Genomic DNA, 18,925 nt, shown 5'->3' on the forward strand with positions numbered 1-18,925 from the left:
ATTTTTAATAAAAAATATCTAAAGCCGAACCATCAACCTCGCTGCCGCAAGCGTCCCCGGCTTGTGGCCCATTTGCAAGGTAAACACATGCAAAGCAAATAACAATGGTAATTAACCAACACCAACTGCAAAGCATTAATTCAGTCCCCGCTCTAAAACACAAAATTTACTTCAATGCCGCATACTTACATACCTGACTACTTTGCGTGCGAGCCACAAGCCGGGGACGCTTGCGGCAGCGCAAATGACAACCTCATCTACCAACCCATTCCCTAACATCCCCCTTCACAATTTCGTAACTAAAACATTACAAGCCCTTAATTGCTTAATCACTAATCCATATTTACTATACTTGCACATTAAATACGATTACTGATTTTATTATTATGAGATTAAACCTGTTAGCCGGCTGCGCGCTGGCCATGATGGCCGTTGGCAGTGTTGCCCAGGCACAGCAAACGCCTCCCAGCCCCGGGGCATCCAACTACAATTACCACGATGCTTTTGCGCCGCTATTCTACACCAAAAATGGCAGCGAATACCGCGCCGCCGATGGGCAGCCTGGTCCTAAATACTGGCAAAACCGCGCCGATTACCAGTTAACGGCCCACCTTAACGATCAAACCAACGAAATTTTGGGCACCGAGGCCCTTACTTATACCAATAACAGCCCCCAAAGCCTAGGCTTTTTGTGGATGCAGCTGGATCAGAACCTGTTCAAGTCAGATTCGCGCGGTACGGCTATTATCCCGCCAAGCGGCAGCCGCAACGGTGGCCACGGCGATATGGCCGAAGGCGGTTACAAGATAAAATCGGTAAAAATGGGTGGGGTAGATGTTAAATACCTCATCAACGATACCCGCATGCAGATTTTCCTGCCCGAGTCGGTTAAGCCGAACGGCGGCATCGTGAAGCTGAACATCGAATATTCGTACATCGCACCAGAGTATGGCAGCGACCGTACGGGTATCCTCACTACCAAAAACGGCAAAATTTATACTATTGCACAATGGTATCCGCGCATGTACGTGTACGATGATGTAATGGGCTGGAACGCCCTGCCATACACCGGCCCCAGCGAGTTTTACCTGGAGTACGGCGATTTCGACCTGGCGATTACCGCGCCGGCCAACCACATTGTGGTAGCATCGGGCGAGTTGCAGAACCCTGCAGAGGTTTACACTACCGAGCAATTGAAACGCTGGGCAGATGCCGAGAAGAGCGAAACAACGGTGATCATCCGCTCTGCAGATGAGGTAACCAACGCCGCATCGCGACCTGCAGGCAAAAAAGAACTCACCTGGAAATTCAAGATCAAGAACGCCCGCGATGTGTCATGGGCATCATCGGCAGCATTTATTGTTGATGCAGCTAAGATGAATTTGCCCAGCGGCAAAAAATCTATCGCCATATCGGCCTACCCGGTGGAGAGCAACGGCAACGATGCCTGGGGCCGCAGTACCGAGTACGTAAAGAAATCTGTTGAATTCAACTCGCAAAAATGGTTTGAGTACCCTTACCCTGCGGCTACTGCTGTTGCGGGTAACGTAGGTGGTATGGAGTACCCGGGCATTGTGTTCTGCGGGTACCGCGCCAAAAAGTCCCAGCTATGGGGCGTTAACGACCATGAGTTTGGCCATACCTGGTTCCCGATGATCGTAGGTTCTAACGAACGCCTGTACGGCTGGATGGACGAAGGCTTCAATACCTTTATCAACACCCTCACCACCGCCGATTTCAACAAAGGCGAGTACGGCCCCAAACGCCCTACCGATATGCAGCGCATGAGCAACACCATTACCAACCCAAGCCTGGAGCCGGTATTGAGCAATCCCGAGAATTTGAAAGAAGCCAACAACGGTATCCTGTTATACTTTAAGCCCGGCATGGGCCTTACTCTGCTGCGCGAGCAGATACTGGGTCCCGAGCGTTTCGACTTTGCTTTCCGTACCTATGTGGCACGCTGGGCATTTAAGCACCCAACACCTGATGATTTCTTCCGCACCATGGAGAACGCCAGCGGCGAGAGTCTGCAATGGTTTTGGAGAGGCTGGTTTGTAAACAACTGGCGTTTGGATGTTGCCGTAACCGATGTGAAATACGTAGGCAGTGACCCGGCAAAAGGCAGCTACATCACCCTTACCAATATGGAAAAACTGGCCATGCCGGTGATATTGGATATCAAAACCGTAAGCGGTAAAGTAAGCAGGTTGAAACTACCGGTAGAGATATGGGAACGCAACAGCAGCTTCGTAGTGAAGTACCCATCTACCGAAGAAATAGAATCGGTAACCTACGATCCGGATAAATCACTTCCTGATTACAACCCGGACAATAATGTTTGGAGAAAGCAATAAACAACGAAACCCGGCCGCAAGCCGGGTTTTTTGTTGGCATAAATGCTAAATTGGCAAACTATTGCAGCCTTAAGCAAGTTAAACTAAATATACCCGTCGCTATGAAAAAGTTATTCTCCCTAATTATCCTCACCCTAATCGCAACCACCTTTGCCCAGGCACAGGACCTTTTAAAAGGTACGGTTGTAGAAAACGGTAGCAACACCAAGCTCAATAATGTTTTTATCCGCGATGCCAATAACAAGCAGATAACCCTTACGGATAAGAACGGCGATTTTAGTATCAAAACCGCTACAGGGCATACCCTAATATTTACTTCGCCTGGCTATACGCCTGATACCTTGTACGTAATTGATTTGCGCCCCACACGGGTGTTGTTGAATTCGGTGGCTATTGCTTTGGGGCAGGTGAATATCCGCTCGACGCGTTTGGCTTTCGATCCGCAGAAAGAATACCCGGAGGTTTACACCAAGAGTAGGGTGTACGCTTTTTCGCCCTCTACCTGGTTCAGCAAAGAAGGGAAGGATGCCCGTAGGTTGAAGAAATACTTTCAGAGCGAAGCGCAGGAGCGGCATGTAGACGAGGTTTTCAATAAGGTTTACGTAGGCAGCATTGTGCCCCTAAAGGGCCAGGACCTGGAGAATTTCATTACGTTATACCGCCCAACTTATGCGTTTTTGCGCAACAACAATGCAGAATCGTTAGTGGCGTATATTAATGATAGCTATAAAAAGTTTGAGGCCCTACCGGCCGATAAGCGCAGCCTGCAGCCACTTACTACCCCGTAAACAGTTGTAGTTGCACCAGCGGCAGCGATATATAAAAGGTGGTGCCTTCTTTCTCTACACTGTTGAACCATATGCGGCCACCCTGTAATTCGGTATAATCTTTACAAAGCACCAGGCCCAGGCCGGTGCCGCCTTCGTTACCCGTGCCATTGGTTGATGAGGTATTAAGCGAGAAGATATCTGCCTGCTTACTGCGCGATATGCCGATGCCGGTATCGCTGATAGATATGATACAGTTGGGGCCGTCTGCAATAGCCTTCATTACAATGCGGCCCCCCGGGCGGGTAAATTTTACGGCGTTGTTGAGCAGGTTGCGGATAACAATCTGCAACATATCCGGGTCGGCGCGTACGGTAATGCTTGCGTCGGCAATGGTGCTTAGGGTAATTTCTTTTTTTACCGCAATGGTTTTGAATAGCTGTGTGGTTTCTTCCAGGTAGGGGCTAAGCTTTACCGCCTGTAGGTAAGCGGTTTCGCCGTTCATCTGGTTCTTGGCCCATTTAAGCAAGTTGGTGAGTAGGTCCTGCGTTTTGCCGATGGTTTCCATCAGATTCTTTTCCATCTCGGCCCGTTCTTCGGCATCTATGCCCACTTCGGCCATTACGGTGAAATATTGTTGTACCGATGCCAGCGGCGTGCGCAAATCATGCGCGATGATAGAGAACAGCTTCACCTTTTCGGCGTTCAGCAGTTCAAGGGCCAAAGTCTTCTCATCGGCAAGGTTTTTTTGGCGGATATAGCTTTGGCGGATAGATGCCGTACCTACGTAGAGCAATATCACCGTAACCAGGTACGAGATGATATTGTCTGTAAATTGATCTGCGCGCGATTGGTAATGCTGCTGTATAATACCGGGGTACAAATACTCTGACCCGATGAGCGATGCCACTACGATAATGTTGATGCCCAGTAAAAACGGCCACAGCTTTTTGCTGGATACCGACATGAGGATAAACAGCGATGCGGCAAACAACAGCAGGGTAGCACCGGTAATGCCGTCGTTAAAATAATAGCCTACAGCCTTTAGTCCGTTAACCTCAATGGCCGATAATATAACCGCGAGTTGCAACTTGTTTTTGATGCGCGATAGATAATACAGGCCACCTTGTATCAATATAACGCCAAAAGCCAGCCCAGCCGAAACGTACAGGTGAAGGTAGAGGTTAAAAAAAGCCTCTATCATCACCACAATAAGTACAAAAAACGAGAAGGTATGAAAAATACGGCTTTCGAGCGTAAGCTTTTCGGGGCTGCCTATGATTTTATAGGTGTATTTTTGCAGGAAATTTTTGAACGATACGGGCATCGGGGCTAATCAATAGAGCCCAAATTTATAATAACAATCCGAATAAAAACAGGGGTTGTAACGCATAAATAAATATTAAAAGATTGTGTTTCAGATTTTAAATTATTTATCTACCTTTGTCGTCCCTGAAAGGAGGTATTTGGGATTATGATCATTATCAACGTAAAAGACGGCGAATCATTAGATAAAGCATTGAAACGCTTCAAGAAGAAATTTGAGAAAACAGGTGTATTAAGAGAACTTCGCAGCCGTCAGGCATTCGAGAAGAAATCTATCACCCGCAGGCACGAAATTAAACATGCCATCTACAAGCAGAATATGAATATAGAAACTGTTTAATTTTTTCTACTGAAAGAATTTTAAATATTTTCTTGTCAACATAAAAAAACTATTTGTACATTGAAATCCTTCGGTGTATAAATAGTTTTTATGTTTTTAGGTAAGTTCATACAGTATATACAATACGAAAAACGGTACTCGCCGCATACTGTAGCCGCCTACCGGTCGGATCTGGAGCAGTTCATGCTTTTCCTGAATCCCGCCGGCCAACCGCCCGCCATAAACCACCCCTCAGAAATCACCCATCACGATATCCGCAGCTGGATGGTGAGCGACGAAACCCTCGCCCCGCGCAGCCTTAACCGCAAACTGGCCACCCTGCGCAAGTACTTCAAATTTTTATTGCAGGAGGGGGATATCCAAACCAATCCCGCATCGCGCCTGGGCCCGGCCAAAACGCCAAAGAATTTGCCCACCGTAGTAGAAGGCGCTAAATTGACCGATATGCTGGATGGTAAACTGGATAAACCCGGTGCGCCTATTTTTGCCGATGATTTTGAAGGCATCCGCGATAAAACGGTCATCGAGTTGCTGTTTGGTACCGGCATACGCCTGGCCGAATTATTGGGTCTGCAGGATGCAGATATAAATTTCGATGAAAAAACCATCAAAGTTTTAGGTAAGCGCAACAAACAGAGGATAATACCCCTCAATAACGAGTTGCTGATACTGCTAAAGGCGTATATGGAGGCCAAACGAATTGAAAATTTTCATAACAATTCCTTAACTTTTATCGTTACAACTAAAGGAGCAGCAGCATACCCTAAGTTAATTTACCTGATAGTGAATAAACACCTTGGCAACATATCAACCCAAACTAAAAAGAGCCCACACGTGCTGCGGCATACCTTTGCAACAACTTTACTAAACAATGGCGCCGACCTTAACGCCATTAAAGAACTTTTGGGGCACGCCAGCCTGAGCGCGACCCAAATTTATACGCACAATTCAGTCGAACGTTTAAAGTCTATTTACAAACAAGCCCATCCAAAGGGTTAAAAAGGAGGAAAAATGAAAATTACAGTGCAATCTATTCACTTTACAGCAGACCAGAAACTGCTGAGTTTTATCCAAAAAAAGGTTGACAAGCTGGAAACATTTTATGACCACATTATTAGTGGCGAGGTTTACTTAAAACTGGAGAACGTAAAAGACGAAGCAAACAAGGTAACGGAGATAAAACTGCTGCTCCCGGGCAACCAGATCTTTGCTAAAGAACAGTGTAAAACTTTTGAAGAAGCAACGGATGCAGTAGTTGAAAGCCTGCGCCTGCAAATAGAGAAACATAAAACCAAAAAATCTATAGCTGCCGAAGCTGCCAAAAAAGCAGTGCTGCTGCCGAGCGAAGACGATTTTTAGACCATCATAAAACAAGGGTTTTAATCCCCCGGGAACCGGCAGGCTGTGAAGTTTGCCGGTTTTTTTGTGTCCGTATTTCACGAAATTTCACCGCATCGTTGTTGCGAGCCATAGCGTGGCAATCATCGGCAGGCAAGGCCCGACGTTACGTTATGGCCATAAACAAAAACGCCCCGCGAGTTGCGGGGCGTCTTCAATGATATATATAAGGAGCTGTTATTGCTGCCCTTGTCCTTGCGGCATCAGTGCGGAGAATTTGTTGCTGTAATCGTTTAGCTGCGTTTCGGCTTTTTTGGCCCAGCCGGGTTGGTTTACGCCGGTGGCTAAGCTTTTGATGCTGTTGAGCAATGATAAAGAAAGCTGCACCGCATGCACATCTACATCGTTTGCATCTTTTTGGTACACAATGTAATTGTAAGCCAATTGATCTACCACGTAATCGTAAACCAATTGTGTGAGCTTATTGCCCAGGGTTGCATCGCCTACGGCATAAGCACTTTGCGCCAGGTAATACTTGCGTATAGCTATCTCGGGCGACGACATATCATCAGGCAAATTATCCTGGAATTTCTTCAAAGTATTTTTTGCCAGATCGATATGGCCTTCTTTTACCAATGCATCGGTAAGGCTCACAAACATGCGCGTTATTACCGGGTAAAATAAAGTAGATGAAGTGTTATCAAGGTTTTTGGCCGTCTTTAGTTTACCGTACCTGAATTTGTTTACCACGTTGTTGTACATCACCATTGTGTTGGTTGCGTCAAGTGCCTGTACGGTGCTATCCGGTTTAAGTGGCATCAGGCGGTAAGCAAAGCCCTCGTTGTACATGTATTTATCCAGGCCCAGCATGTTTTCGTTACCGGCGGTTACGGTAAAGTATATCGGGCGTTTCCAGTTGTTGTGCGCCAGTATATCCATAATGGCCAGGTTGTCTTTGGTTACATATTTGCCCGGGTAGGTAAAATCGAGCTCGGCCGGGATACGGTCTTTCAGCGCCACAGGTACCGCGCCGTTTTTAATAGCCTCATCTGCATTTACGGTTAGCTTAAGGTTTTTGGTTGGCAGGTAGTTGCCCCATTGCCCGTCGTTGTATTGTACCTGGTTGGTTTGGTTATCAGAGGTGATAAAATCGAATACTTCTTTCAGTTCTGATGCGCCGGGTAGTTTAGCATCATCGTAATAGATTACATCGCGCACACCCATCTTGAATTTATCGTTGCTCATAGTAAGTGGCAGCGGTTCAGAATCGTTCATCTTTTGTTTCATCTGGCGGATGTACCAGTCTGTACCCAGCAGGCTCAGGTTCACAATGCGCACATCCGGGCGTACTCCCTCTACCTCTTGTATGTACCAAAGCGGGTAGGTATCGTTATCGGCAAAGCAGAACAAGATAGCATTTGGTGCGCATGAGTTGAGGTAGTTATACGCCATGTCGTGCGGCGTAAGTTTGGTAGAGCGGTCGTGGTCGTCCCATTCCTGGTTTGCCATCAGCACGGGTGCCGCCAGCAAGCATACTACACTGGCAATGATTGCGCCGGTTTTGGCATTTAGTTTTTTACTCAGGAATTCGGCTATCATTAATACACCAAGCCCTATCCAAATGGCAAAGGCATAAAAGGAGCCTGCGTAAGCGTAATCACGTTCGCGGGGTTGCAGCGGATCCTGGTTAAGATAAAGTACAATGGCCAGGCCGGTAAAGAAGAACAATACAACCACTACGCCGGCATCGCGCTGGTTGCGTTTAAAGTGGTATACCAGGCCAAGCAGGCCAATGATGAGCGGCAAAAAGTATAAACGGTTATAAGCGTTGCTTTTGGTTACCGAGGCAGGCAGTTGCTTGCCAAAGCCAAGGCCGCTTATCCAGCTGCCGTCGATAGTATTGTTTTGTCCATCTAAGTCGTTTGCACGGCCTGCGAAGTTCCATAGGAAATAGCGGGTGTACATTTGGCTTATTTGCCAGCTCAGGAAGAAACTGATATTGGTACCCATGGTAGGGTGTTCCTGCGCGCCAAGGTGGCTCCATTCGCGGTAGAACTGGGCATGGTTTGGCTTTTGGCTAAACATACGGGGGAACAAAGTGTTGCGGTCGTATTCTGAGACGATCTTGGTGCCGGCCTGTTCGTACTTGGTATTGCCGCGGCGATAAAGTATAGCGCCTGGCTTTTGGCTTACCAGTTCCGAATCGAAGAACTCGCCGTACAGCAATGGCGTTTCGCCGTACTGATCGCGGTTAAGGTAGCTGTTTAGTGCGAAAGCATCTTCTGGGTCGCTGTTGTTGAGGTTGGTGCCTGCTTTAGCGCGGATAATGATCATCACAAACGAACTGTAGCCGAAAAGGATGAATACGGCACATATCAAAACCCGGTTGAGGGCGGCAAGCTTTTGGCGTACCTTAAGCACGTACTCTAAGGCCGCTAATACAACTGCCGAGCCTACAAAGCCGGCAATGCCCGCACTCATGGTAAGTACAACCACAAAGGCACCTGCCGATATAAAGAGAAATGCGTTTGTTGGCTTGATGGTATAATAGATACCTGCTGCCAGGGTAATAATTACCAATAAGAAAAATACGATGGCCCCGCTGCCGAAACCCATATTGAAGGTGTTCACAAAAAGCAGATCGGAGAAGGCCGCGCCCTTGACCGTAAACTGGATAACGCCCCAAAGGATAACTGCTACCGTAATCACACCCAGGATGAAGGTCCATACCGTGCCCGCAGTGGTCACGTTTTTGGCGCGTTTAAAGTAAATAATGAGTGCTATAGCGGGTATAACCAATAAGTTTAATAAGTGGATACCGATGGATAAGCCCATTACGTAGGCAATGAACACGATCCATTTATCAGCCCTTGGCTCATCGGCGTGGGCCTCCCATTTTAATATAGCCCAAAAAACGATAGCGGTGCAAAGTGAGGATTGTGCATACACCTCAGATTCTACTGCCGAGAACCAGAAGGTATCCGAAAAGGCGTAGGCCAGTGCGCCAACCGTACCCGACCCCATGATCAGGATAAGGTTGGTCAGGCTGATCTCTTCGCCGGCTTTTACCAGCATTTTTTTGGCGAGGGCGGTGATGGTCCAGAAAAGGAACAGGATAGTGGCCCCGCTGGCCAATGCCGACGACATATTGGTGAAATAGGCTACCTGGTTTCTATCTCCCATAGAGAGCAGCGAAAATACTTTGCCTATCATGGTAAACAGCGGCGCACCGGGCTGGTGGGCCACCTGCAGGCGGTAAATACAGGCAATAAATTCGCCGCAATCCCAGAAACTGGTGGATGGTTCCAGTGTTAAAATGTAGGTGATGGATGCGATAAAGAAGGTTGCCCAGCCAAAAATATTATTGTACTTATTGTAGTTCATAGCGTGTTATGCTGTGTATGCAGGTTTTTAAAGAGTCGAAATTAGCAAAAGAATTATGCTTTCAAGCGAAAAAGCTGCCGATTAACACTTTTTAACGTATGAGTGCGTGCACATTAAACGGTTTCAAATACTTTTTTAAATTTTGCTTTTGAGTTCCAAAAAATCGTCCTATATTTGCATTCCTTTTCGGAACGGATAACGTAACGCAGGAGATTGCCTGATAGTATAATGGTAGTACGACGGTTTTTGGTACCGTTTGTCTAGGTTCGAATCCTGGTCGGGCAACATTAAGAATTCGGATTTCGGATTTTCAATTTCGGATTAACCGGTTGGAAATTAGAAATCCGAAGTTTTTTATACACGTTGCTGATTAAGTAGAATGGCGAAATTAGAAAATCTAGAATCGTACATCTAAACTCTAAAATCAAAAGATGCCTTTACAGTTTAATACCGTTAAGCTATTTGCAGGGACCGGTTCGTTGGATCTGTCGAAACACATTGCTGCATCTTATGGCCAGGAACTTGGCGATGTTGTTTTATCGCGTTTCAGCGATGGCGAGTTTCAACCACACTTTAATGAGAGTATCCGTGGCTGCGATGTGTTTTTAATACAGAGCACACATCAGCCTACCGATAACCTGATGGAACTGCTCATGATGATTGATGCCGCCCGCCGTGCGTCTGCCCATTATATCATCGCTGTTATCCCTTATTTTGGTTTGGCCCGGCAGGACAGGAAAGATAAGCCACGTGTGGCCATCGGCTCTAAACTGGTAGCTAATTTATTGGTAGCAGCGGGCATCAACCGCATCATGACTATGGACCTGCATGCCGCGCAGATACAGGCATTTTTTGATGTACCGGTAGATCACCTGGATGCATCTATCATATTTGTACCTTACATCAAAAGTCTTGGCTTAAAAGCGCTGACTATTGCATCGCCGGATATGGGTGGTAGCTACAGGGCACGTAGCTTTGCGAAGTTCTTTAACGCTGAAGTAGTGATTTGCGATAAACGCCGTAAACGCGCCAACGAAATTGAGAGCATGACCATTATTGGGGATGTAACCGACCAGGATATTGTACTGATAGATGATATATGCGATACCGCAGGTACGCTTGCAAAAGCCGCCGGCTTAATTATGGAACGGGGTGCACGCAGCGTACGCGCGGTTTGTACCCATCCGGTATTATCGGGCAAAGCGTACGAAACGATAGAGGCCTCGGCATTAACCGAGCTGATTGTGACTGATACCATACCGCTTAAACACAGCAGCCCCAAAATAAGGGTGCTTACCACTGCCGATCTGTTTGCGAAAGCGATAAGCAACGTGAACGAACACGGCTCGATAAGCCAGTTGTTTAAGGTAGATTGAGGGAAGTCAATAGTCTATGGTCGATAGTCCATAGTGTAAAATAGAATAAAGATAATCATGCCCTGTTGGCATGGCTTAAGTAAATAAATAAATAATGAAATCAATTGCTATTAGCGGTTCTCCAAGGGAGAACGTAGGGAAACGTGACGCGAAAGAGCTGCGCTACCAGGGTTTGGTACCTGCAGTGCTTTATGGTGGTGCTACTCAGACCCACTTTTCGGTGTCCGCAGCTGATTTGAGAGCCGTAATTTACACTCCGGTTGTTCATTTCATCGACATTACTGTTGCTGGTGTTACATCACAAGCTATTATTAAGGATACACAGTTCCACCCGTTAACGGAACAGCTTATCCACATCGACTTCTTGTTGTTAGACGAGAACAAACCTGTAACTATCGAGATCCCTGTGCAATTAACAGGTACTTCTCCAGGTGTAAAGGTGGGTGGTAAACTGGTACAGAAACTGCGCAAACTGCGTGTTAAAGCTTTGCCTAAAGATCACTTAGATAACATCGAAGTGAGCATCGCTGCATTGGAAGTTGGTAAATCGGTAAAAGTTAGCGAAATCTCTTTGCCAAACTTAACCATCACCAACGCACAGGAAGATACAATCGTATCGGTAACTACTTCACGTGCATTGCGCCAGGCAGAACAAGAAGCTGCTTCAGGTAAGAAGTAAGCCCAGCCCCCTAACCCCCTGAAGGGGGAATAAGGAATGGGAATGTAATAGCGATGGGTTTTATGCCCATCGCTATTTTTGTATAAAAGGAATATCTTCGCATCGAATAAGCAAATCAAAAAGTTCCCCCTTTAGGGGGTTAGGGGGCCTGGGCATGAAATATCTAATTGTTGGACTTGGAAACATTGGGCCGGAGTATGCTGATACCAGGCATAACATCGGTTTTATGGTATTGGATGAATTGGCGAAACAAGAAGGGGCAAAGTTTTACAATATGCGCCTGGCCTATTATACCGAGGTTACCCATAAAAGCCGTACGCTGCACCTCATTAAGCCTACCACCTACATGAACCTAAGTGGGAAGGCCCTTAATCATTGGATGAAGGAGCTGAAGATTCCCGTAGAGAATGTTTTGGTGATTGTGGATGACATTGCCTTGCCATTAGGCACCCTGCGCCTTAAACCCAAAGGGAGCGCTGCAGGGCATAACGGGCTAAAGCACATCGAAGCAACCCTTGGCAACAACGAATACGCCCGCCTGCGCTTTGGTGTTGGTGATAATTACCCCAAAGGCCGCCAGGTTGATTATGTACTGAGCGGTTTCGATAAAGATGAATTGCCGGAACTCCCTGCGCTTATTGACCGCTCCATCGAAATGGTGAAAAGCTTCTGCACTATCGGTACGGAGCTGACGATGACGAAGTTTAATAAGTAGGTTTATTTACATACGGTTAAACAGACAACTTAATAGATTCTCCTTCAACAAAGCTGCCTTTTGAAATAATAACAGGGATTTTTTGCTCTTGTGATAAACCGATTGTTTCTCCGCTTTTTAATGTGACGTCGTTTCCGATTATATAAGCACTAATGTTCAATAAAAATTCGTACAAGTCTTCTAAACTTAGTTTTGAATTGATGATTTCTATCTCCTGTTTATTAAACTCTTTAAGGCCGTAAGTGTAAGCACAGTTACCGGTCTCCAGTTGTCTCAACCCAATATATATCCACAACGAAACCGGGAAATCTCCGTTTTCGAGTATATCCATACTGTCTATGTACTGTTTTTTGGGGATAAGCAAAGATTCGCTTCCCAAGTAAACACCTATCGCTCCAGACGTTTTAAAAATGGAATACATGACCTTGCTTAAGATTTCACATCTTTCCCGCCTGCTTTTTTGCCCCGCCATCAGCGTTGCAAATGCATGGCCGGTATGATGTTTTAGGTCTTCTGAGGCCTTTGGCCAATTGTAAGCATATTGCGCTGTTCCTTCTATATCAGCCCAAGGAATTTGTACCTGCATCTCGGCAAGTGCAACGGTTTCTCCGTCTATTCTAAACGAGGCAACTTCTTTATTGCCTTCTTTATCCAGCGGTTTTACACCCCAGTGCGATTCAAAATGTGCTATAATTTGATGAACATCAAAGCTATCGCCGTTGTTGAAAATAGCCATCGCCAGCAGAACTTTACATTCCTGCTTTTTTGTTTTTTTTCTCTTAAAAAGATCAATTAAGCTCATGTTTCTGTATAATGAAGTACTTCCCCAATATTTTATATTCACTAATATTGCCGTTCCGTGGTGCTTAATTTTCCGGGGAAGTAATATAATACATTATCATCTTTAGGTATGTAAATCTACTTTGTAGTAAAATCCGCCACTTCTGAGGTGGATGTGTTCCCTTTACTGTCGTGCGTAACTACTTTCCAATAATACCTGATGCCAGTAGATAATGCGATATCGTTTAAAACGGCCGCTGTAAGATTTGATTTAAAAAGGCCTGGCGTTTCAGTTGTACCAAAATAAACATCATAACCGGTTATATCATTATCGGTATCGCTGCCCTGCCAGCTAAGGGTTACTTTATTGCCTGTTACAGATACGAAGGTGCCTGTAGCGGGTAACATTTCATCGACCGGAAACGGCGCGTACGCTCTAACACCATCGCCCGAATTGTAAAATTTCCAGGTTTCGCTATCAGCAGTTGCGGCAAGCGCATTTGATTTCGACCGCACAAGCCATGAAAATGGCGTATTGCGCTGTAAGGTAACACTTATTTGTGCTGAGCTGGATGATAAGGTTTGCGTGTCGCCGGTTAACAGGTTTTTAATGATTACGGCATAGCTATCCGCATTAAGCGCTGCTTTCCATTTCAATGTAACCGTGCTTTGTGCTATAGAGATAATATCGCCTGAAATACATGTAGAATTTTGCTCCGGGAATACCAATTCGGCCGCCACAGGAGGTTTAGGATCCGGCGGGGCGGGGTTATCACCTTTCTTGCCTTTGCCGCAACCTGCAAGTAGTATACCAAATATAGTTGCAGTATAAATTAATCGCTTCATTATTTTATAATTTTAAATACGGCGTTGCTTTGGCCAATGGTTAAATTTAGTATGTACACACCTTTGCTAAAACCGGCAGTGTTAATTTCTATCGGCCCGCCCTTATTTATGAGTTGTTTGAGATAAACCCGAAGTCCAATTGCATTAGTTACTTCAACAGTTACGTTTTTTTCCTCGTTTCCGCCAAGGTCGATATTCACCCTATCAGTGAACGGATTAGGGTAAATGGTAACCTTATTAAGGTTTAGTACTTTTTCAATTATTCCCTGGCAGGGCTTGTCGCTATATACTTTAAGCCTGTTGGCGCCGGCAGTTAAGGGCAAATCTATCTGGGTGCCATTGGTTTGGTAGTGTTTGTCATTGAGGTCGATTCTGTAGTTATCGGCACCGGATAAGTTTAATGTTACTATTTTTGTATTTGGGTTAACAACTGTATATAGCGTAATATCTTTAGGCTCGGTAACATTGGCATCGTAGCAACGCTTATACTCGGTGTTTGTAGTTACACTTAAGCAAACATTGTAAACGCCCGGTGCCAGATCGCGGATGCGGAGGCTATCAGTAAAAGCATAATCTTTGCGGCCGCCCGGGCCTGTAACCGTTGCCCTATAACTTAAGGGCTGCAAGGCTTTAACCGTAATAAAACCATTATTGCTGCCTTTGCAGGTTACGCTGTTTACCAAAACACTAAAGTTATTCTCAGGTAGTTTAAAACCCTTAATGGTAACATTTATTGAGGCTGATTTTTTGAGATTAAGTTTCGGGTTAGATTCAACTACTGTAACTACACCTGTGCCTGGCCTGTCCCAGTTAACAAGCGCTTTATTTGCATCTGTTAAAACGGCGGTACTGTTAGCAGCCATAAAGCTGTAGGTGTTACCATCATGAACTTTGGCAGTGTACTCGATGTTAACCGACTTACTCAACGCGGTGTCGGGTCCGCTTAAAATAGGGTCGGGCATATCTTGTACATCAATATCAGCCAGCCTGCTTTCGCCGTTAGCGCAATCGTTATAGGGCATTACCTGCAATGTATGCGTGCCAGTGTTTTTCCAGGAGATCACAACCTGACTATTTTGATATTCTACACTTTCGGCGCCATTAACCAGCCATTTATATTTTGCATTGTACACAGGCGGCACCGAGTAAATAAACTTACCGCCTACCGCAGTTACCGTGTCGCCTATAATATAGCCCGCATTTACCGGCGGCATCCTCGGGTTGTTATTCTGCGCCATATTGCCACCGTCGCCGGTTATAAACAAGTGTCCGTCGTTATAACTAAAACCAAAAATGGTGGTCCAGGTTTTGTAGGTGAGTTCCCAGGTTAGTCCTGCATCCTTCGTTTCGTAGATTTCCTGTATACCGCCGCTGTAACTTTTGTTAAGTAAATAAGCGTGCGTGGTGTTCACAAATTGAAAATTTGTGGTAGACTGCCTCATGGCGGTGTACACAGGTGCCCAGGTGTCGCCGCCATCAGTCGTTCGGTAAAGCGCCCCATCTATGCCGCCTGCTAAGCCCACTTTTGTATCAAAAAAGCCTATACAAATTATTGTTTTGTTCACCCCCATATCAATGGTTTTCCAGGTGTTTCCGCCATCGATAGTTTTAGCAATGGTCGAGCCAATACCGCCTATGTAACCCGTCTGCTCATCGGGAAAACTGATGGAGAAAAGCGAATAGTACGGAATTGGCGACGGCGTTTTTTTCCAGGTATCCCCGCCATCGGTTGTTTTATACAAACTGAGGTCGGTTGAATAAAAGCCCACTTTTGGATTAACAAAAAATATGGTTCTTATGCCTGAAGTGCTGTCGGTATTCTTTTTGGCCCAGGTGGCTGCCCCATCTGTAGTTTTATAGATGCTGTAGTAGTCGGAATAAAAGCCTACATTTTCATCGATAAAGTAACCTTTTTGCAAAGTTCGGTATAAGTAGTCGTAAGGGATGTTTAAACTTTTCCAGGTGACGCCTCCATCGGTAGTTTTGCGGCTGTACTCTCCTATAACATACCCTGTGCCTGACGCAAACAAATGGCCGGAATTGTAGGTGCTGTTACCCGTTAAAGAACGCTCTTCCCAGTTGCCGGTGCCGCTTTTTAATACAATTATGCTCCCCTGTTCAGATCCATAACCCAATCCTACGCCGTGGCCAACCGCGCAAAATTTATCGGCTGTTTTATTGATACCCAAACCCAACAGCGCTGTGTTGTAAGGTAAGCCAGTCTCAGCTTCCCAATTTTGTCCGCCGTTGGTTGTTTTGTATAGAACGGTAGTATTATAGCCGCTTAACAGGTATCCGGTAGTTTCATTTACAAAGTACAACTGTCCCGTGTAGCCGTCGGCACTAACAGTGCTTATGCGTATCCATGTTTTTCCGCCGTCTTTGGTTTGCAATATATCGCCTGCTGTACTGGTTAAATAGCCTGTTGTAGCATTTACAAAAGTAATGGCGCTAAGCGCGGTGTTTTCGCCGACAGCAGGTACAGCTATTTGTTTCCAGGTTTTGCCACCATCTGTGGTTTGCAAAAGCGTTCGGGACGTACCGCATACAAAGCCGTTGTTTTCATCGGCAAACCAGCCGCCGTGTAAAGAATTGTAGGTAGAGTATGCTCTTTGCCAGCTGCGCCCGCCATCTTTTGTTTTGTAAATACCGTCCCCGCCAAACACATAACCAGCGGTAGACGAAACAAAATACATGTTATTTAGATAAGGATAGCTTGTAGTGGGCGATAGCAACGGGAACCAGCTATCGCCGCCGTTTTCGGTTTTTAATAAAGCGTTGCCGTCCGCCAATATGTAGCCGGTTTTGCTGTCGGTAAAACGTACAAGTTTAAGGTCTGATGTAATACCGGTTTTAATCTCTTGCCAGTTTTTTCCGTCATCGTCTGATATCAAAATTTTACCTTGCATGCCCACAGTTACTATGCGCGTGCCAACATACACCGCATCATTTAACGAATACAGCAAGTTTTTGAACCCCGGCGCACATACAGCAGGGTCGGCATCTGTTTGAACATCGGTAACTTTTATCGTAAATACCTTTTCTGCGGCATCAGCATTGTTGCCCGCTTTTATCCTAATAGTGTAGGTGCTTTTGATATCAAAATTGAAGGTATTTAGGTTTTTTAGCTGTCCGGCCTCAATCTTAAAGTGTCCGTTGTCCGTATCTCCCAAGCCGGCAACTAGTTTAAATTGCGGAGTGGGTGTGGCGCCAGCTTGGCTAAATGTGCCTATCGTGGTGTTAACAGTTGCCGTTTCGGCCACACTATTTTGGTTAAGTGTAAAATTAGGGACAGTATCCTTAAAGGCTATAGCTTTAAAAAGCCCGCCTGCAATAGCGCTGGCTTTTTTTGTGGCTGAGCCGGTTGCAGTGCCTGTTAAGTAACCGGAAAAGTTAGTTAGCCCGCTGTTATCATTTGTTTTAATAATTAATAAGGCATTAACTTGTTCCTCTTTAATTGGCGAGTACAACACGTTAAAGTTGGCCGTTTGTCCGGGGGGTAAAATTTTGTCAGGAGAGCCGTTTACATAAAACGAGCTGCCGGCCACGCTTATCTCGCTAAACGCCATTTCCTTGTTCCCGATATTTTTTACGGTTACCGGCCATGCTACGGTACTATCGGCTTTCGCGAAAAATTTTGTCGTAGTGGTTGCGTTATTAGCCAATGCCTGATAATTTATGGTTACCTGTAATTGCGCGGCAGGGGCATTGCTCCAAAGGGCGGCTGCCAAACCGTATTGTTTCAGTTGAAAATACAACTGGTTGCCGCCGTCAAATAGCTGGACAGGTTGTAGCGGTTGCTGTAACTCGGTTGCTGTTTTAGTGCCATCGAAATAGCACAGTTGGTTATTGCTGTTGAAATACAATTTCTCGTTAAAAACAACGGGCCTTACTTCATAATTTTCGGGAATGGCCGAAACCTGGCTTGTGCCACCAGCTGTGCCATCGCTCGTCCATAACGTATGGGTGTCGGGCGCAGCAAAATAGAGTTTGTTCTTATAAGCGATAAAGTTTGTAGCGGGTGAGCCATATGAGTATCTAATATACGGCTTTGAGGTTACCATCACCGTGCCATCGGCCGTGCCATTGCTCACCCATAATGCATCAGTAGCATTACCATTGATATCGCTTGTCCTGATGGAAAAGAAAAACTTACTGCCAACGGCGGTGATGTTCCCTATATCGTTGCTGCCGTAAGTTACGGCATTATAAGAACCCAACTTTACAGGTGTGTCATCACTGGGATTTATTTTGTACAGGTTGACCTTATAATGGTCGTAATTTTCACTGGTAAAAAATACCAATTCGTTATTCACGTTGGTAAGGCCTTCAACAGTACTGTATTCGTCAACCGTAATTTGCTGCGTGCCGGCCGTTGTGCCGTCGGTTTTCCAAAGCGAGCGGGAATTCTCGGTAAAATAAAGGGCATTACCAATCAGCAAAGGCCTTGATATGCCTGTATACCCTGCATCAAATACCTTAACAGTGCCGGCCGCCGTACCATCGGTTTTCCATAAACTAAACTGGTTGCTGTCTTCGGTCGCGGTAAAATATAACAAACCTTTGTATGAAATGTAATTGTTGGGTTGCGAACCAATATTCCCCACATGCTGAGGGTTTATATCTTTAAGTAAAATGGTGCCCGCAGCAGTACCATCGGTTTGCCAAAGCTCATCCCCGTTTATGGCGTCGTTTCCCGCAAAATAAACTTTGTTGTTGTGAGCATAAATCTGGCTCGGATAATTCTGGTCTATGTAAACGTTGCTGGCTTTAATTAGCGTGGTAGCCCCTGTTGTGCCATCAGTTTTCCAAACACCTTTTTTTCCGTCGGTGTCTTCGGCTGTGAAGAAAGTAATGTTTCCCACTTTAGCGAAAGTGCCTATAGCTTTGAAATTTTTAACGAGGCTTTGTGCGTGTACGCTGCAAGTTAATGCAAGGGCAAATAGGGCAATTAAAGCGAGAGCTCTTTTAAACATGAGGTATAGGTAGTAATAAGGTTTCGTCCAATTATGGCCAT

General features: G+C 45.6%; 13 protein-coding genes and 1 tRNA gene. 9 read left to right on the forward strand and 5 right to left on the reverse strand.

The features are described from left to right. Positions 1-386: 386 nt before the first annotated feature. Entirely contained in the window at positions 387-2,357 is a 1,971-nt protein-coding gene (locus E2R66_RS13815) for a M1 family metallopeptidase (RefSeq protein WP_133231700.1), read from the forward strand. Between the two features lie 101 nt (positions 2,358-2,458). Next, on the forward strand, positions 2,459-3,145 hold the full coding sequence (locus E2R66_RS13820; protein WP_133231701.1) for a carboxypeptidase-like regulatory domain-containing protein: 687 nt from the start codon (positions 2,459-2,461) through the stop codon (positions 3,143-3,145). On the opposite strand, the gene E2R66_RS13825 is transcribed toward E2R66_RS13820, so the two are convergent. Further along, a complete protein-coding gene (locus tag E2R66_RS13825) occupies positions 3,135-4,451 on the reverse strand; it encodes a sensor histidine kinase (protein ID WP_133231702.1) in 1,317 nt (438 codons plus the stop codon). The two genes, E2R66_RS13820 and E2R66_RS13825, sit on opposite strands and share 11 nt — an antisense overlap. Positions 4,452-4,598: 147 nt before the next feature. On the opposite strand from E2R66_RS13825, the gene rpsU reads away from it, so the two are divergent. The 3 genes from rpsU (at position 4,599) to hpf (ending at position 6,149) form a co-directional block, all read left to right on the forward strand. Further along, on the forward strand, positions 4,599-4,790 hold the full coding sequence (rpsU, locus tag E2R66_RS13830) for a 30S ribosomal protein S21 (protein ID WP_128531938.1): 192 nt from the start codon (positions 4,599-4,601) through the stop codon (positions 4,788-4,790). A 90-nt stretch (positions 4,791-4,880) separates the two neighbouring features. Continuing rightward, positions 4,881-5,789 (forward strand): tyrosine-type recombinase/integrase, encoded by a 909-nt coding sequence (locus E2R66_RS13835; RefSeq protein WP_133231703.1) that lies wholly within the window; start codon positions 4,881-4,883, stop codon positions 5,787-5,789. Between the two features lie 12 nt (positions 5,790-5,801). Further along, entirely contained in the window at positions 5,802-6,149 is a 348-nt protein-coding gene (gene hpf / locus E2R66_RS13840) for a ribosome hibernation-promoting factor, HPF/YfiA family (RefSeq protein ID WP_133231704.1), read from the forward strand. Positions 6,150-6,365: 216 nt separating this feature from the next. On the opposite strand, the gene E2R66_RS13845 is transcribed toward hpf, so the two are convergent. Further along, positions 6,366-9,512, reverse strand: coding sequence for a glycosyltransferase family 117 protein (locus tag E2R66_RS13845; protein ID WP_133231705.1), 3,147 nt, complete (start codon positions 9,510-9,512; stop codon positions 6,366-6,368). A 214-nt stretch (positions 9,513-9,726) separates the two neighbouring features. Between E2R66_RS13845 and E2R66_RS13850 the strand changes: the two genes are divergently transcribed. From E2R66_RS13850 to pth, 4 genes are all read left to right on the forward strand, one after another. After that, positions 9,727-9,797: transfer RNA gene (locus E2R66_RS13850), tRNA-Gln, on the forward strand. Between the two features lie 146 nt (positions 9,798-9,943). Continuing rightward, positions 9,944-10,888 (forward strand): ribose-phosphate pyrophosphokinase, encoded by a 945-nt coding sequence (locus tag E2R66_RS13855; protein WP_133231706.1) that lies wholly within the window; start codon positions 9,944-9,946, stop codon positions 10,886-10,888. A gap of 94 nt (positions 10,889-10,982) precedes the next feature. Continuing rightward, positions 10,983-11,567: a 50S ribosomal protein L25/general stress protein Ctc gene (locus E2R66_RS13860; RefSeq protein ID WP_133231707.1), complete on the forward strand. Its 585-nt coding sequence runs from the start codon at positions 10,983-10,985 to the stop codon at positions 11,565-11,567. A gap of 154 nt (positions 11,568-11,721) precedes the next feature. Next, positions 11,722-12,282 (forward strand): aminoacyl-tRNA hydrolase, encoded by a 561-nt coding sequence (gene pth / locus E2R66_RS13865; RefSeq protein WP_133231709.1) that lies wholly within the window; start codon positions 11,722-11,724, stop codon positions 12,280-12,282. 16 nt (positions 12,283-12,298) lie between these two features. Here pth and E2R66_RS13870 read toward each other — a convergent pair whose 3' ends face one another. From E2R66_RS13870 to E2R66_RS13880, 3 genes are all read right to left on the reverse strand, one after another. Further along, entirely contained in the window at positions 12,299-13,084 is a 786-nt protein-coding gene (locus tag E2R66_RS13870) for a DUF4261 domain-containing protein (protein WP_133231711.1), read from the reverse strand. 116 nt (positions 13,085-13,200) lie between these two features. Continuing rightward, the gene (locus E2R66_RS13875; RefSeq protein WP_133231713.1) at positions 13,201-13,908 is read right to left on the reverse strand and encodes a fibronectin type III domain-containing protein; all 708 of its coding nucleotides are present in this window, start codon (positions 13,906-13,908) and stop codon (positions 13,201-13,203) included. Continuing rightward, entirely contained in the window at positions 13,908-18,884 is a 4,977-nt protein-coding gene (locus E2R66_RS13880) for a YCF48-related protein (RefSeq protein ID WP_133231715.1), read from the reverse strand. Before E2R66_RS13880 ends, E2R66_RS13875 begins: the two co-directional genes overlap by 1 nt. Positions 18,885-18,925: the final 41 nt, after the last annotated feature.

The sequence above is a fragment of the Mucilaginibacter psychrotolerans genome (assembly GCF_004519315.1).
Lineage (GTDB): Bacteria > Bacteroidota > Bacteroidia > Sphingobacteriales > Sphingobacteriaceae > Mucilaginibacter > Mucilaginibacter psychrotolerans.

Excerpts from the sequence above, each read along its gene's own strand:
- E2R66_RS13815 (WP_133231700.1), top strand. The coding sequence starts at position 387 with ATGAGATTAAACCTGTTAGCCGGCTGCGCGCTGGCCATGATGGCCGTT.
- hpf (WP_133231704.1), top strand. The coding sequence starts at position 5,802 with ATGAAAATTACAGTGCAATCTATTCACTTTACAGCAGACCAGAAACTG.
- E2R66_RS13880 (WP_133231715.1), bottom strand. The coding sequence starts at position 18,884 with ATGTTTAAAAGAGCTCTCGCTTTAATTGCCCTATTTGCCCTTGCATTA.
- rpsU (WP_128531938.1), top strand. The coding sequence starts at position 4,599 with ATGATCATTATCAACGTAAAAGACGGCGAATCATTAGATAAAGCATTG.
- E2R66_RS13870 (WP_133231711.1), bottom strand. The coding sequence starts at position 13,084 with ATGAGCTTAATTGATCTTTTTAAGAGAAAAAAAACAAAAAAGCAGGAA.
- E2R66_RS13845 (WP_133231705.1), bottom strand. The coding sequence starts at position 9,512 with ATGAACTACAATAAGTACAATAATATTTTTGGCTGGGCAACCTTCTTT.
- E2R66_RS13820 (WP_133231701.1), top strand. The coding sequence starts at position 2,459 with ATGAAAAAGTTATTCTCCCTAATTATCCTCACCCTAATCGCAACCACC.
- E2R66_RS13835 (WP_133231703.1), top strand. The coding sequence starts at position 4,881 with ATGTTTTTAGGTAAGTTCATACAGTATATACAATACGAAAAACGGTAC.
- E2R66_RS13860 (WP_133231707.1), top strand. The coding sequence starts at position 10,983 with ATGAAATCAATTGCTATTAGCGGTTCTCCAAGGGAGAACGTAGGGAAA.
- E2R66_RS13825 (WP_133231702.1), bottom strand. The coding sequence starts at position 4,451 with ATGCCCGTATCGTTCAAAAATTTCCTGCAAAAATACACCTATAAAATC.
- pth (WP_133231709.1), top strand. The coding sequence starts at position 11,722 with ATGAAATATCTAATTGTTGGACTTGGAAACATTGGGCCGGAGTATGCT.
- E2R66_RS13875 (WP_133231713.1), bottom strand. The coding sequence starts at position 13,908 with ATGAAGCGATTAATTTATACTGCAACTATATTTGGTATACTACTTGCA.
- E2R66_RS13855 (WP_133231706.1), top strand. The coding sequence starts at position 9,944 with ATGCCTTTACAGTTTAATACCGTTAAGCTATTTGCAGGGACCGGTTCG.